The following is a 14,724-nucleotide window of genomic DNA, read 5'->3' on the forward strand; positions in this document are numbered from 1 at the left end:
ATGCGCAATGCCATGCGCGGTACATCGTTGATCGAGGCGACACTGGCCATCGCGCTGCTCGTGACCGTGATGTTGGCCGTAGTCGGCAGCCAGCTCGCGATGGCGCGCGCGCAGCGTGCGACGATCTGGCGCGAACGCGCGCTGTGGCTGGCCGATGCACGTATCGAGCGTCTGCATGCCGCGGCGGCCGCCGACGACGGCCTCGCGGCGCTGGCGGCGGCATCGTTGCCGGGTGGCGCGATGACGCTCGATGGCGGGCCGGGTGCCGTCCGTTACGCGGTTGTCGGCTGGCGTGGCGGAAATGGAGGTGCGTCGTCGCGCTGCGAGGCGACGGGGACGTCGACGCAGCCGCCATCGTGTGTCCGGATGCCGTTTCGCGACGGGCTAGCCGATGAACGCTGATCATCGTACGCGCGGCCATACGCTGCTCGAAGTGCTGATCGCGATGACCGTCGGGCTCCTCGTGCTTGCGGCGGCCGGTGCGCTGTACCACGCGCAGCGCATTGCGCAGCGTCGCGCGGAAGACGGGTTCAGGATGCGCGACGCGGCCGCGACCGCGCTGATGCTGATCGGTCAGCATGTCCAGATGGCCGGATTCCGGCCGCTCGATGCCGAAGCGACATCCTCGTCGTTGCCATCGGTGTTCGGCTGCTCGATGGCGCGCGTGCGCGGTAGCGGCGCACAGGTGCGCTGCGAGCCCGCGCGTCTGTCGTCGGACGCGTTGCTGGTCCGGTATGTCGGCGATGCCGTCTCGACGTGGACGACGGTGAGCGGTCAGGCGTCGGATTGCCTTGGGCAGGGTGTCGGTGTGCCGGGTGAACCTGCGCCGGTGGAGAATCGCTTCGACGCGCATGTCAGCCCGTCGACGGGCGAGCCCGAACTGTATTGCGAAGGAAGTGGCCGTCCGGGTACGCCACAGCCCGTGGTGGCCGGAATCGATCAGTTGCGCATCCGCTATTTGCGTCGCGACGCCATGCGGTTCGTCGATGCCGATGCGATGCGTGCCGACGACTGGCGCGATGTCGTGGCCGTGCATGTCTGCGTGCGGGCGCGCGGCGAACCAGTGCGCGAACCGACGCCGCATATCGACTGTGACGGTCGCGTGGCCGTTGCACCGGACGGCCACGCACGTTTGACGCTCGATCGCATCGTCGCGGTGCGGAACGTCGCTGTCGCGTCCGATGCTGCGTTGCATGACGCAACTCAAGCAAGCGAGGCGGCGCGATGAGCGGAGCAGCGCAGCACGCGCGGGACGACCTCTCCCGGCGCACGAAGGCCGGCCACGCCCATGAGCGCACCGCCGCAAATGACGACGAACGGCAGCAGACCGCGTGCGTTGGCGTTCCGGCGGCGAGCCCGCGCGAGCCGCACATGCGTCTCCGACCCGCCCGCCGCGCCGGGCGTCGCGATGCGGGCCTTGCGTTGCCTGCGGTGATCGCGGTCGGCGCAGCGGTCGCGGCACTGACCGGCACATGGTTCGACGCCGCGCTGACGGAGTCGCGCCGCACACGCGCATTGTCGGATCGATTGATCGCGTTCCACGCGGCCGATGCCGCGCTTGCCGCGTGCACCGCGCGATTGCTGCGCGGCTCGGCGCCTTATATGAACGAAAGCGAATCGCACGCGGAGCCCGACGCATGGCGGCGCATGCCGCCGCTGGCGGCTCCCGAGGCGTTCGCGCCATTTGCCGGCTGGCCGATGGCCGCGCAGCCGCCGCGATGTCTGATCGAGGCATGGCGGCGTCCGGCAGGGCAGGCCGGCGGCCGCGCTTACTTGATTACCGCGCGTGGCGTCGGCGCGCACGCATCGAGCGCCGTGTGGCTGCAACACCAGGTTGCGATACGCGACGGCCATATCGTCGGGCTGCATTGGCGTCGTGTCGCGACGGTGCTCCGATGAGCGGCCGCCTGCCTATCTGCCGCGCGGCAGGGTTCACGCTGATCGAGCTGATGATCGTGCTTGCGATCGTCGCCGTGCTGGCCGGATGGGGTATCCCGTCGTATCGCGAACATGTCGTGCGCGTTCACCGCGCGTCGGCGGTGTCCGCGCTGTACCGTGCGGCCCAGTATCTTGAAACGTTGGACGGTGCGCCGCCTGCGGCGTTGCCGGACGCGCTCGCACACGCGCCGCCGGACGGGCACGCCGTGTATCGATTGACGCTCGGACGGCCGGACGGCGACGGTTCGCCGGTGAGCTATGAACTGACGGCGACGCCGCTCGACACCGGGCCGATGCGCGACGATGCATGCGGCACGTTCACGTTGCGCTCGGACGGAACGAAAGGCAACGCAGGAAGCGATGGCGCCGACGAACCGGGTGCTGCGTGCTGGGGCGTGCGCTGAGCTCGCAAGAAAGGCGCGCAGCGGCGCATGGCCGTGCGCGCGAAGTGCCGACGATCAGTCGTCGTGTGCGTCGAGCCCGCGCTCGTCGCGGGACTGCTTCCAGATCCGGTAGACCTCCCATGCGGCGAAGCCGAGCGTGCCCCACTTCAACGCGGGGCCCGCGCTCGCGCGCAGCAGCGAGCGGACGGGCTTCGCCAGCACGAGCGACGCGAGCGAACTCAGCATCGGATACTGGTTGACGAGCTGGCCGAGGCTTGCGTTCAGGTTCTTGGCCGACTGGCCGAACTTGTGCGAGGACAGGCCGGGGATGAACACCTTGAGCCAACTGAAGCGCGTGACGGCCTGACGCATTTCGGCGGCGGCTTCCGCGAGTTCGAGCCGCTCGACTTCGGATCGCAGGATCAGCAATTCCTTGCGGAGCGCGCGGTGCTGCGACGCACTCCAGTGCGATCGCGACGAATGGGAGCGGGATGGATTGCCCGTGATGTTCTGGCTCATGGCGCGTCGGCGAAGTAGGTGAGAGGGATGAGCGCGAGGGCGTTCACGGCTTGCCGCGGAACAGGTCGCGGTCTTTCTCGAGTTCGGCGAGCGTCGCCTCGAACACGGTCGGCGCGTCGCGCAGGCCCGAACGCGCCTTCAGCGCGCATACGATGCCGCCAACGGCATACAGTGCGGTGATCGCGGCGAGCGCCTGCCAGCGGTAGGTATCCCAGAACGCGATCGCGATCAGCACGGTCAGGCTGATGAGCGCCATCGTCGCGAGCATCATCGCGGCGAGACCGAGGAACAGCACGCCCATCAGGCGCTCCTTCTCCTCGGCAAGCTCGATGCCCACCAGTTCGAGGCGCGTCTGCAGAAGGCCGATGGCGGAGCCGACGAGGCGGCGCAGCGGTCCTTGACCGGACGGCTGCGAGTGGGTGTCTGTCGTCATGGATGAGGTGCTTGCGCGTGCAGTGAGCAGCTAGGACAAAGCCGGCCGGCGCAGACCGGCAGGCTTCGACGCCCGCGGGCCGCACATGCGGCCTGCGGGACGAAACGGCGCAGAGCGCGTTACTTGCGGTTGATCAGCAGGCCGATCAGCACGCCGACGCCGGCGGCCACGCCGATCGACGTCCACGGATGCTCGTGCACGTAGTCGTCGGTCGCGCGCGCGGCCTTCTTGCCTTTCTCGACCACCACGACCTGGACGTCGGCTGCCTTTTCCTTGGCCTGCTTGAGGCGCGACATGGCCTTCTCGCGCAGCTCGGCCGCACGGTCGCCCGTGCTGCTCGCAGCTTGCTTGAGCAGGTCTTCGGCGTCCGAGAGAACGGTTTTGATATCCGACATCAGTTTCTCCTTGTTGATTTCCGACATTGCAACTCCCTTCGTGCTGTCATGCTGCAGGTTCACATCGTAGCGAAACCCCTGCCTGCTGGCGAGCCGGGAAGACACACGGCGGCAGCGCAAGACTGCATGGTAAACGACTTGTAATCATGAACAGAGCGGCAAACGGGTTGAAAAGTTTCCTCTCCAGCCCGCCGTCCTGCCACGACGCCGGGTAAAAATGACAAAAAAGTATGAATATCAAACGGAATAATCGTTCGCACGGCCCATTGCTTCCCGTAAGCTGATGGACTGCCCCGCGCTGTCCAGCGCGCGGTTTCAACCAGCATCGTTCGAGGAGGGAACATCATGAGTCTGCGTCTTGGCGACATCGCACCGGATTTCGAGCAGGAATCGAGCCTGGGCACGATCAAGTTTCACGAGTGGCTCGGCAACAGCTGGGGTGTCCTGTTCTCCCATCCGGCCGACTACACGCCGGTGTGCACGACCGAACTCGGGCTGACCTCGAAGCTGAAGGGCGAATTCGAGAAACGCAACGTGAAGGTGATCGCGCTGTCGGTCGACGGCGTCGAATCGCACAAGGGCTGGATCAACGACATCAACGAAACGCAGTCGACGGTCGTGGGCTTCCCGATCATCGCCGACGCGGACCGCAAGGTGTCGCAGCTGTACGACATGATTCACCCGAACGCGAACGAAACGCTGACGGTGCGTTCGCTGTTCGTGATCGACCCGAACAAGAAGGTCCGGCTCACGATCACCTATCCGGCCAGCACGGGGCGCAACTTCGACGAAGTGCTGCGCGTGATCGATTCGCTGCAACTGACCGACAATTACAAGGTCGCGACGCCCGGCAACTGGAAGGATGGCGACGACGTCGTGATCGTCCCGTCGCTGCAGGATCCGGAAGAACTGAAGAAGCGCTTCCCGAAGGGCTTCAACGCGGTGCGTCCGTATCTGCGCCTGACGCCGCAGCCGAACAAGTAAGCATCGGCGGCCCGCAGCCGCGGCTCCGCTGAAAAAAGCCCGCCCGGCAGCGATGCCGGGCGGGCTTTTTCCTTGGCGGCGTGCGCGTGCGCGGCAACGCTGCCGCGTGCGTCATGGCCGGATCATCAGAAGAATGCCTGGATGCCCGTCTGCGCGCGGCCGAGGATCAGCGCGTGGATGTCGTGCGTGCCTTCGTACGTATTGACCACCTCGAGGTTCACGAGGTGGCGCGCGACGCCGAATTCGTCGGAGATGCCGTTGCCGCCGAGCATGTCGCGCGCGAGGCGGGCGATGTCGAGCGCCTTGCCGCACGAGTTGCGCTTCATGATCGACGTGATCTCGACGGCGGCCGTGCCTTCGTCCTTCATCCGGCCGAGGCGCAGCACGCCTTGCAGGCCGAGCGTGATTTCGGTCTGCATGTCGGCGAGCTTCTTCTGGATCAGCTGGTTCGCGGCGAGCGGCCGGCCGAACTGCTGGCGGTCGAGCACGTACTGGCGCGCGGTGTGCCAGCAGGACTCGGCGGCGCCGAGCGCACCCCACGCGATCCCGTAGCGCGCCGAGTTCAGGCACGTGAACGGGCCGCGCAGGCCGCTCACGTTCGGCATCAGGTTCTCGTCCGGCACGAACACCTCGTCGAGGACGATCTCGCCGGTGATCGAGGCGCGCAGCCCGACCTTGCCGTGGATCGCCGGCGCCGACAGGCCCTTCCAGCCCTTCTCGAGGATGAAGCCGCGGATCGCGTCCTTGCCGTTCTCTTCGAGCTTCGCCCAGACGACGAACACGTCGGCGATCGGCGAGTTGGTGATCCACATCTTCGCGCCGGACAGCGAATAGCCGCCGGGCACCTTCTTCGCGCGCGTGACCATGCTGCCGGGATCGGAGCCGTGGTTCGGCTCGGTCAGGCCGAAGCAGCCGATCCATTCGCCGCTCGCGAGCTTCGGCAGGTATTTCTGCTTTTGCGCGTCCGAGCCGAATTCGAAGATCGGCACCATCACGAGCGACGACTGCACGGACATCATCGACCGGTAGCCGGAATCGACGCGCTCGACTTCGCGCGCGATCAGCCCGTAGCTCACGTAGTTGAGGCCGGGGCCGCCGTATTCCTCGGGAATCGTCGGGCCGAGCAGGCCGACCTCGCCCATCTCGCGAAAGATGGCCGCGTCGGTGCGTTCGTGGCGGAACGCTTCGGTGACGCGCGGCGCGAGCTTGTCCTGTGCGTACGCCTGCGCGGCATCGCGAACCATCCGCTCTTCCTCGGTCAGTTGCTGGTCGAGCAGCAGCGGATCGTCCCAATGAAAAGTTGCAGCACTCATCGTCTCATCTCCTGTTGGTCCGGTCTTCGAGCCGGCCCCGTGTCAAAGTTTGCTTGACTCGCGTTCCGCTGTGCGGAACAATGTTTTGCAAATCGAACCCAGTGTAGCACCGGATGACACTTTCAACCATCGACGACACCACGATCGACGAGCGCAAGTTCGTCGTCGCGCTCGCGCGCGGGCTCGACCTGCTGCGCGCCTTCCGCCCCGGCGAGACGATGCTGGGCAATCGCGATTTCGCGGAACGCACGGGGCTGCCGAAGGCGACGGTGAACCGGCTCGCCTATACGCTGACCGTGCTCGGCTATCTGCGCTACGACGAGACGCTCGGCAAGTATGCGCTGGACGCCGGCGTGCTGTCGCTCGGCTACGCGCTGCTGTCGGGCTCCGGGACGATCGATCTCGCGCGGCCGCACATGCAGGCGCTCGCGCGGGAGATCGGCGCGGCCGTGTCGCTCGGCTGCCGCGACGGGCTCGACATGATCTATCTGGAGACGATCCGCAGCGAGACCGCCTTGACGCTCGGGCTCGCGCCCGGTTCGCGGCTGTCGATGCTGACGAGCTCGATGGGGCGCGCGTACCTGGCCGTGCAGCCGGAGGACGTGCGCCGCGCGCTCTATGCCGAGCTGCACCGTGCGGCCGGCGGCGCGGCCGACGCCGATGCGCTCGTCGCCGCCGCGCAGCAGGCGGTGGCCGAATTTTCGTCGGGCGGGTGCTGTTATTCGTTCCGTGCGTGGCACATGGACGTGAACGCGGCGGCCGTGCCGTTTCGCGAGCCGCGCGAGGGACGCTGGCTGATCCTGAGCTGCAGCGGCCCGGCGTCGTCGATGGACGAGGGCGTGTTTCGCACGCAGGTCGGGCCGCAACTGAAGGCGCTCGCGCAGCGGCTCGGCCAGACGGTCTGAGCCACGCGTGCGTGGGCTGTTGCCGCCGCGCGGCAATCGGCTCGTGCGCGGCGGATGGAGAGGCGGCGCGGTGGCGTATTGCGCGACGGGCGAACCGCGCTCATCATCGTTCGCCTGCTTACCGACGACGAGGTCTGCGATGGCGCGCCCCGAACCGATGGAAGGCGGATGCGCGTGCGGCGCGATCCGCTACCGTATCGCCGACGTGCCGACCGATGCCGGCTTCTGCCACTGCCGGCTCTGTCAGCGCACGACCGGCGCGGCGGTCGTCGCGTCGGCAACGGTGCCGATCGACGCGTTCGAATACCTGCAGGGCGAACCGACCGTCTACGCGTCGAGCGCATGGGGCGAGCGGCGTTTCTGCGGCCGTTGCGGCGCGCAACTCGAATACCGGCGCGCCGACGCGCCGCAGACGGTCGAGATCAACTACGCGACGCTCGACGAACCGTCGCGGTTGCGTCCGGCGTGGCACGTCTGGTATCGGGATCGTTTGCCGGGTGTCGAGATCGGCGACGATTTGCCGAAGTACGACGACGGTGGAAGAGAATAGGCGGCTCATCCGCGCCGATACACCGGTGTCGATCGCGCGCGCAGGCACGGTCGATCTTTCTGCGTGAACGAACAGCGAACCGGCCGGCGTCGAGCGACGCCGCGTGCTGAAACCCGCTTCCCGAAGCAGCACGACTCCGGAATCCGCGATCCAGCGTGCCGCTCCCCGCGCGCGCCTTCCGCGCGAATCGCTCAGGCCGTCACGACCTTCGCGAACACCGGCCCCTGCATGAACCGCACGTCGTGCTGGCGCAGCAGCTCGCACTGCGTCTCGTCGACGACGCCGTCGAAGATCAGCGGGATCCGCACGCGCTGCGCATAGGCGACGAGCGCCTTGACCATCCCGTCGCGCAACGCGATGCCCGCATCCATCTTGATGTAGTCGGGGCGCGCCATGTCCGATTCGACCGCGAGGATGCGGCCCGGGTCCGGCAGCTTGTCCGCGACCTTGAAACCGTGATGCTGGTAGCTGCGCGTCAGGTAGCCGAGGAACGTCTTGTGGGCGACCGCGACCGCCGGCAGCTCGATCACGATCCGCTCGGGCGGCAGCCCGAAGCGCTGCAGCACCGATGAGAAATGCTTGCCGTGGTCGTACTTCACGCTCTTGAGCAGCCGCTCGTGCACGCGCAGGAACAGCAGCCCGTGGCGTTGCGCGCCGAAGAAATTGATCGCATGCAGCGCGCGCGACAGGCGGTCGATCGCGACCAGTGTCTGGTCGTCGACGGCCGCGTCGACCGGATCGTGCTGCGCCCCCGTGACCAGTGTGACGGCCTGGAAGCCGAGCTCGTCGCCGTAGCGCTCGATCGCGTCGGCGAACGACGTCGATTGCGGCGCGCCGGGCATCGTCACGTCGTAGATCGGCTCGTACGCACTGGCGAGCGTGCGCTCGGGCAGATTCGCGCACGCGGTGCCGCCTTCGGCTAGCGCGAGGTGTTCCCGCAGATACGGCAGTTGCCCGGCACGGCTGACCAGCTCGGGGATGGTAGGCGGAATCATCGGCGTGAGAAGGAAAAATGGCGGCCGAAAGGGCCGCCTCATGACTTGATATTAGCAGCGCGCGCCGCGCTCGGCTTGGCGTTTCACTCATATGGTTATCCCGTCCTCGCGCCAACGCCTAGGGTTTACGTTGATTTCACTATTCGTAATTGGTTTTACTATTCGTAAATCCAGGGATTTGTCGCCGATCAAGAAATGCGGCATGCGGGCGCCGCGAAACGGCGCCGTTCACGAATCAACAGGAAGCAAGGAGCGAGACGTGGCGGTTGACAGGACAGGCGGGCGGGCGCGCCGGCAGGAGACGGACGGGACGACGGGCGCGGCGGTGCGCGCACGGCGGGGTTGACGCGCGGATGGCGACCATGAGCATCGATTACCAGACGCTGAAGTTCGAGTACCGCGCCCGCGCACACGACGCGGCCGTCCACCCGGTGATCGTCGTCGGCGCGGGCCCGGTCGGCCTCGCGGCCGCGATCGACCTCGCGCAACAGGGCGTGCCGGTCGTGCTGCTCGACGACGACGACACGTTGTCGACCGGCTCGCGCGCGATCTGCTTCGCGAAGCGCACGCTGGAGATCTTCGACCGGCTCGGCTGCGGCGAGCGCTTCGTCGACAAGGGCGTGAGCTGGCACGTCGGCAAGGTGTTCCTGCAGGACGAGCAGCTTTACGCATTCGACCTGCTGCCCGAGGAAGGGCATGCGCGCCCGGCGTTCATCAACCTGCAGCAGTACTACGTCGAAGGCTATCTGGCCGACCGCGCGTTCGAGCTGCCGAACATCGACATCCGCTGGAAGCACAAGGTGACGGGCGTTGACCAGTCGGCCGAACATGCGGTGCTGACGATCGAGACGCCGGACGGCGTCGCGACGCTGCGCGCGCAGTACGTGATCGCGGCCGACGGTTCGCGCAGCCCGATGCGCACGATGATGGGCCTCGAGAGCCGCGGCCGCACCTTCAAGGACCGCTTCCTGATCGCCGACGTGAAGATGAAGGCGGAGTTTCCGACCGAGCGCTGGTTCTGGTTCGACCCGCCGTTTCACCGCAACCAGTCGGTGCTGCTGCATCGTCAGCCGGACAACGTGTGGCGCATCGACTTCCAGCTCGGCTGGGATGCCGATCCGGTCGCCGAGAAGCAGCCGGAGCGCGTGATCCCGCGCGTGCGCGCGCTGCTCGGGCCAGACGTCGAGTTCGAGCTCGAGTGGGTGAGCGTCTACACGTTCCGCTGCCAGCGGATGGAGACGTTCCGGCACGGCCGCGTGCTGTTCGCGGGCGACTCCGCGCATGGCGTGTCGCCGTTCGGCGCGCGCGGCGCGAACAGCGGCGTGCAGGACGCGGACAACCTCGCGTGGAAGCTGAAGCTGGTGCTCGACGGCCGCGCGCACGACCGCCTGCTCGATACGTATGCGAGCGAGCGCGAGTTCGCGGCCGACGAGAACATCCGCAATTCGACGCGCTCGACCGACTTCATCACGCCGAAAAGCGCGGTGTCGCGCGTGTTCCGCGATGCGACGCTGAAGCTCGCGCGCGACTGCGAGTTCGCGCGCAAGCTGGTGAACAGCGGGCGCCTGTCGGTGCCGGCCGTGCTGGCCGATTCGCCGCTCAACACGCCGGACCGCGGCGGCGACGCATTCGCGTGCGCGATGCGGCCGGGCGCGGCGGCGGCCGATGCGCCGGTGCGTGCGCAGGGTGCGCCGGGCTGGCTGCTGCAGCATCTGCGCGACGGTTTCACTGGCGTGCTGTTCGGATTGCCGGGCGATGCGGCCGCGCTGGCGCAGGCCGTCGACGGGCTCGCGCTGCCGGTGCGTCCCGTGCTCGTCGTGCCGGCCGGGCACGCGCAGCCGGTCGCCGGCGTCGACGTCGTGGAGGACGTCGACGGGCTCGCCGCGCGGCGCTACGACGCGCAGCCTGGCACGTTCTACCTGCTGCGTCCCGACCAGCACGTCTGCGCCCGCACGCGCACGCTCGACCGTCAGGCGATTGCCGACGCACTGGCGCGCGCGACCTGCGCACGCTGATACGACCAAGACACCGGAGACACCGTCATGCCCTCACTCGACACCCGCCCGCGCCTGGCCGATCCCGACGCGTTCTACGAAGCGCTGATCGACATGCATCGCGACCTGTCCGACGCCGACAGCCAGCTCGTCAACGCGAAGCTGATCCTGTTGCTCGCGAACCAGGTCGGCGACGCCGACGTGCTGCGCGAAGCGATGGCGCTCGCACGCCAGGGCGTGACGCCGCCCGTGCATCCGGCCGCCGAGGTGGCGCAATGAGCGCGGCGCCGGCCGACGCGCGCGTGCTCGAAGTCGAGCGCGTGATCGACGAGACTCATCGCCCCGGGTTTCACTGGATGCTGCTCGCGCTGTGCGGGCTGTGCCTCGTGATCGACGGTTTCGATGCGCAGGCGATGGGCTACGTCGCGCCGAGCGTGATCGCCGAATGGGGCGTGCCGAAGCAGGCGCTCGGGCCCGTGTTCAGCGCGAGCCTGTTCGGGATGCTGCTCGGCGCGCTCGGGCTGTCGGTGCTCGCCGACCGGATCGGGCGGCGCCCGGTGCTGATCGGCTCGACGCTGTTCTTCGCGGTGACGATGCTCGCGACGCCGTTCGCGGGCTCGATCCCCGTGCTGATGGCGTTGCGCTTCGTCACGGGGCTCGGCCTCGGCTGCATCATGCCGAACGCGATGGCGCTGGTCGGCGAGTTCAGCCCGGCCGCGCATCGCGTGAAGCGGATGATGATCGTGTCGTGCGGCTTCACGCTCGGCGCGGCCATCGGCGGCTTCATCAGCGCGGCGCTGATTCCGGCGCTCGGCTGGCGTTCGGTGTTCTTCGTCGGCGGCGCGGTGCCGCTCGTGCTGACGATCGCGATGGTCGCGCGGCTGCCGGAGTCGCTGCAGTTCCTGGTGCTGAAAGGGCGTGTCGTGCAGGCGCGCGACTGGCTCGCGCGGTTCGCGCCGGAAGCCGGCATCGATGCGAACACGCGGCTCGTCGTGCGCGAACGCGCGGCAAGCGGCGCGCCGGTCGCCGAGCTGTTCCGCCATGGCCGCCTGCCGGTCACGCTGCTGCTGTGGTCGATCAGCTTCATGAACCTGATCGATCTGTACTTCCTGTCGAACTGGCTGCCGACCGTGATGCGCGACGCCGGCTATTCGCCGGGCACCGCGGTGATCGTCGGCACGGTGCTGCAGACGGGCGGCGTGATCGGCACGCTGTCGCTCGGCTGGTTCATCGAACGTTACGGCTTCGTGCGCGTGCTGTTCGCGTGCTTCGCGTGCGCGGCCGTGTCGGTGGGGCTGATCGGCTCGGTCGCGCATGCGCTGCCGTGGCTGCTGGTCGTCGTGTTCGCGGGCGGGTTCTGCGTGGTCGGCGGGCAGCCGGCCGTGAACGCGCTCGCGGGCCAGTATTACCCGACGTCGCTGCGCTCGACGGGCATCGGCTGGAGCCTCGGCATCGGCCGGATCGGCTCGGTGCTCGGGCCGCTCGTCGGCGGACAACTGATTGCGCTCAACTGGTCGAACGGCGCGCTGTTCCATGCGGCCGCGGTGCCCGTGCTGTGCTCGGCGCTGTTCGTGCTGGGCCTCGCAGGCGTCACGCGGCGCAGCGGCGCGCAGGCGCCGAACACCGTGATGAATTGATGGAGAAAGGAAACGATGACGCTTGACCTGTCGAAACCGGCAACCGCCGGCTACCTGAGCGGTTTCGCGAACGAATTCGCGACCGAGGCACTGCCCGGCGCGCTGCCGCACGGCCGCAACTCGCCGCAGCGCGCGCCGTACGGGCTGTACGCGGAGCAGCTGTCGGGCACCGCGTTCACCGCGCCGCGCGGCCACAACCGCCGCTCGTGGCTGTACCGGATTCGCCCGGCCGCCGTGCACCGGCCGTTCGAGCCGTATGCGGGCCCGCAGCGGCTCGTGTCGGAGTTCGGCGATTCGGCCGACGTGCCGCCGACGCCGCCGAACCAGTTGCGCTGGGATCCGCTGCCGATGCCGGTCGAGCCGACCGATTTCGTCGACGGCCTCGTGACGATGGCCGGCAACGGGTCGGCCGCCGCGATGAACGGTTGCGCGATCCACCTGTATGCGGCGAACCGCTCGATGCAGGACCGCTTCTTCTACAGCGCCGACGGCGAGCTGCTGATCGTGCCGCAGCAGGGGCGCCTGTTCATCGCGACCGAATTCGGCCGGCTCGACGTCGAGCCGTTCGAGATCGCGGTGATCCCGCGCGGCGTGCGTTTTGCCGTCGCGCTGCCGGACGGCGACGCGCGCGGCTACATCTGCGAGAACTTCGGCGCGCTGCTGCGCCTGCCGGATCTCGGCCCGATCGGCTCGAACGGGCTCGCGAACCCGCGCGACTTCCTGACGCCGCAGGCCGCCTACGAAGACCGCGAAGGCGCGTTCGAGCTGATCGCGAAGCTGAACGGGCGCCTCTGGCGCGCGGACATCGGCCATTCGCCGCTCGACGTCGTCGCGTGGCACGGCAACTACGCGCCATACAAATACGACCTGCGCCTGTTCAACACGATCGGCTCGATCAGCTTCGATCATCCCGATCCGTCGATTTTCCTCGTGCTGCAGGCGCAGAGCGACACGCCGGGCGTCGACACGATCGACTTCGTGATCTTCCCGCCGCGCTGGCTCGCGGCCGAGGATACGTTCCGCCCGCCGTGGTTCCACCGCAACGTCGCGAGCGAGTTCATGGGCCTCGTGCACGGCGCGTACGACGCGAAGGCCGATGGCTTCGTGCCGGGCGGCGCGAGTTTGCACAACTGCATGTCGGGCCACGGACCCGATGCGGACACGTTCGAGAAGGCGTCCGCGAGCGACACGACGAAGCCGCACAAGGTCGACGCGACGATGGCGTTCATGTTCGAAACCCGCACGCTGATCCGGCCGACGCGCTACGCGCTCGACACCGCGCAGCTGCAGGCCGATTACTTCGAATGCTGGCAAGGCATCAAGAAACACTTCAATCCGGAGCAACGATGAGCGACACCCAAGACTGGCGCGCGACGCTCGACCCGGCTCGCAAGAGCTGGATCGAGACCGCGAACGATCCCGCCTGCGATTTCCCGATCCAGAACCTGCCGTTCGGCATCTTCAGCGATGCGAAGGGCGCGCGCCGCCCGGGCGTCGCGCTGGGCGACCAGATCGTCGATCTCGCGGCGCTCGCGCGTGCGGGCCTCGTCACGCTGCCGGCCGGCGCCGACGTGTTCGCCGCGCCGACGCTCAATGCGTTCATCGCGCTCGGCCGCGACGCGTGGCGCAGCGTGCGCGTGCAGCTGTCGGCGCTGTTCTCGCGTGACGACGCGACACTGCGTGACGATGCGGCGCTGCGCGCGCAGGTGCTCGTCGCGCAGCGCGACGCGACGCTGCATCTGCCGGTCGAGATTCCCGGCTACACCGATTTCTATTCGTCGAAGGAACACGCGACCAACGTCGGCTCGATGTTCCGCGATCCGAAGAATGCCCTGCTGCCGAACTGGTCGGAGATGCCGATCGGCTACAACGGCCGCGCGTCGTCGGTGGTCGTGAGCGGCACGCCGGTGCGGCGCCCGAACGGGCAACTGAAGCTGCCCGACCAGGAGCGCCCGGTGTTCGGCGCGTGCCGCAAGCTCGACATCGAACTGGAAACGGGCTTCATCGTCGGCAAGGGCAACGCGCTCGGCGAGCCGATCGCGTGCGAGGACGCGGAAGCGCATATCTTCGGGATGGTGCTGCTGAACGACTGGAGCGCGCGCGACATCCAGCAGTGGGAATACGTACCGCTCGGCCCGTTCAACTCGAAGGGGTTCGCAACGACGATCTCGCCGTGGATCGTCACGCTCGATGCGCTCGAACCGTTCCGCGTCGCGCAGCCCGAGCAGTCGCCGCAGCCGCTCGCGTATCTGCGGCATGCGGGCAAGCATGCGTTCGACATCGCGCTGGAAGTGACGCTGCGCGCCGAAGGGGCGGCCGAGGCCACGTCGATCTGCCGCACGAACTTCAGGCACATGTACTGGACGATGGCGCAGCAGCTCGCGCATCACACGGTCGCCGGCTGCAACACGCGCGTGGGCGACCTGATGGGTTCGGGCACGATCAGCGGGCCGACGAAGGATTCGTTCGGCAGCCTGCTCGAACTGACGTGGAACGGCAAGGAGCCGGTCGCGCTGAACGGCGGCGGCAGCCGCACGTTCATCGAGGACGGCGACGAGCTGACGCTCGCCGGCTGGTGCCAGGGCGATGGGTATCGCGTCGGCTTCGGCACGTGTGCGGGCAGGATCTTGCCGGCGCGGAGTGCGTGACGGATCGCGGCGCGAAACGTTACGCGTAGG

At 68.0% G+C, this 14,724-nt stretch carries 17 protein-coding genes; 12 read left to right on the forward strand and 5 right to left on the reverse strand.

What is annotated here, in order from left to right:
• Nucleotides 1-12: 12 nt before the first annotated feature.
• From KU887_RS04020 to KU887_RS04035, 4 genes are all read left to right on the forward strand, one after another.
• Nucleotides 13-402, forward strand: coding sequence for a hypothetical protein (locus KU887_RS04020; protein ID WP_258254578.1), 390 nt, complete (start codon nt 13-15; stop codon nt 400-402).
• On the forward strand, nt 392-1,228 hold the full coding sequence (locus KU887_RS04025; RefSeq protein ID WP_258254579.1) for a PilW family protein: 837 nt from the start codon (nt 392-394) through the stop codon (nt 1,226-1,228). Before KU887_RS04020 ends, KU887_RS04025 begins: the two co-directional genes overlap by 11 nt.
• A 143-nt stretch (nt 1,229-1,371) precedes the next feature.
• Complete coding sequence (locus KU887_RS04030) at nt 1,372-1,899, forward strand: pilus assembly protein (RefSeq protein ID WP_185716422.1); 528 nt, start codon at nt 1,372-1,374, stop codon at nt 1,897-1,899.
• Nucleotides 1,896-2,342, forward strand: a complete 447-nt coding sequence (locus KU887_RS04035) for a type IV pilin protein (RefSeq protein WP_006496711.1) — start codon at nt 1,896-1,898, stop codon at nt 2,340-2,342. The genes KU887_RS04030 and KU887_RS04035 overlap by 4 nt, the downstream gene beginning before the upstream one ends.
• A 54-nt stretch (nt 2,343-2,396) precedes the next feature.
• Here the strand turns inward: KU887_RS04035 and KU887_RS04040 are convergent, their stop codons facing one another.
• The 3 genes from KU887_RS04040 to KU887_RS04050 form a co-directional block, all read right to left on the reverse strand.
• Nucleotides 2,397-2,840, reverse strand: a complete 444-nt coding sequence (locus KU887_RS04040; RefSeq protein ID WP_006484985.1) for a DUF3318 domain-containing protein — start codon at nt 2,838-2,840, stop codon at nt 2,397-2,399.
• A gap of 43 nt (nt 2,841-2,883) precedes the next feature.
• The gene (locus KU887_RS04045) at nt 2,884-3,273 is read right to left on the reverse strand and encodes a phage holin family protein (protein ID WP_006476790.1); all 390 of its coding nucleotides are present in this window, start codon (nt 3,271-3,273) and stop codon (nt 2,884-2,886) included.
• A gap of 119 nt (nt 3,274-3,392) precedes the next feature.
• Nucleotides 3,393-3,695, reverse strand: a complete 303-nt coding sequence (locus KU887_RS04050) for a YqjD family protein (RefSeq protein ID WP_006494044.1) — start codon at nt 3,693-3,695, stop codon at nt 3,393-3,395.
• 318 nt (nt 3,696-4,013) lie between these two features.
• On the opposite strand from KU887_RS04050, the gene KU887_RS04055 reads away from it, so the two are divergent.
• The gene (locus KU887_RS04055; protein WP_006476788.1) at nt 4,014-4,652 is read left to right on the forward strand and encodes a peroxiredoxin; all 639 of its coding nucleotides are present in this window, start codon (nt 4,014-4,016) and stop codon (nt 4,650-4,652) included.
• A 125-nt stretch (nt 4,653-4,777) separates the two neighbouring features.
• Here KU887_RS04055 and KU887_RS04060 read toward each other — a convergent pair whose 3' ends face one another.
• Entirely contained in the window at nt 4,778-5,965 is a 1,188-nt protein-coding gene (locus KU887_RS04060; RefSeq protein WP_006484906.1) for an acyl-CoA dehydrogenase, read from the reverse strand.
• Between the two features lie 113 nt (nt 5,966-6,078).
• Here KU887_RS04060 and KU887_RS04065 point away from each other — a divergent pair, with 113 nt between their 5' ends.
• A complete protein-coding gene (locus KU887_RS04065) occupies nt 6,079-6,870 on the forward strand; it encodes an IclR family transcriptional regulator (RefSeq protein WP_006496710.1) in 792 nt (263 codons plus the stop codon).
• A 139-nt stretch (nt 6,871-7,009) separates the two neighbouring features.
• Entirely contained in the window at nt 7,010-7,420 is a 411-nt protein-coding gene (locus KU887_RS04070) for a GFA family protein (protein ID WP_258254582.1), read from the forward strand.
• 191 nt (nt 7,421-7,611) lie between these two features.
• Here the strand turns inward: KU887_RS04070 and KU887_RS04075 are convergent, their stop codons facing one another.
• Entirely contained in the window at nt 7,612-8,415 is an 804-nt protein-coding gene (locus KU887_RS04075; protein ID WP_006484944.1) for an EAL domain-containing protein, read from the reverse strand.
• 353 nt (nt 8,416-8,768) lie between these two features.
• On the opposite strand from KU887_RS04075, the gene KU887_RS04080 reads away from it, so the two are divergent.
• Genes KU887_RS04080 through fahA form a run of 5 tightly spaced genes read left to right on the forward strand, consistent with a single transcriptional unit; the run spans nt 8,769 to nt 14,694 of the window.
• Nucleotides 8,769-10,430: an FAD-dependent oxidoreductase gene (locus tag KU887_RS04080; protein ID WP_080484110.1), complete on the forward strand. Its 1,662-nt coding sequence runs from the start codon at nt 8,769-8,771 to the stop codon at nt 10,428-10,430.
• A gap of 27 nt (nt 10,431-10,457) precedes the next feature.
• Nucleotides 10,458-10,688 (forward strand): DUF2783 domain-containing protein, encoded by a 231-nt coding sequence (locus KU887_RS04085; RefSeq protein WP_006484941.1) that lies wholly within the window; start codon nt 10,458-10,460, stop codon nt 10,686-10,688.
• A complete protein-coding gene (locus tag KU887_RS04090; RefSeq protein ID WP_196432888.1) occupies nt 10,685-12,046 on the forward strand; it encodes an MFS transporter in 1,362 nt (453 codons plus the stop codon). The genes KU887_RS04085 and KU887_RS04090 overlap by 4 nt, the downstream gene beginning before the upstream one ends.
• A gap of 15 nt (nt 12,047-12,061) precedes the next feature.
• Nucleotides 12,062-13,396 carry a homogentisate 1,2-dioxygenase gene (gene hmgA / locus KU887_RS04095; protein ID WP_124674549.1) on the forward strand — a complete coding sequence of 445 codons (1,335 nt, stop codon included), beginning with the start codon at nt 12,062-12,064 and terminating at the stop codon, nt 13,394-13,396.
• Nucleotides 13,393-14,694 carry a fumarylacetoacetase gene (gene fahA / locus KU887_RS04100; protein ID WP_048986333.1) on the forward strand — a complete coding sequence of 434 codons (1,302 nt, stop codon included), beginning with the start codon at nt 13,393-13,395 and terminating at the stop codon, nt 14,692-14,694. The genes hmgA and fahA overlap by 4 nt, the downstream gene beginning before the upstream one ends.
• Nucleotides 14,695-14,724 lie beyond the last annotated feature (30 nt).

The sequence above is a fragment of the Burkholderia sp. EMB26 genome, from assembly GCF_024730645.1.
Classification (GTDB): Bacteria; Pseudomonadota; Gammaproteobacteria; order Burkholderiales; family Burkholderiaceae; genus Burkholderia; species Burkholderia cenocepacia.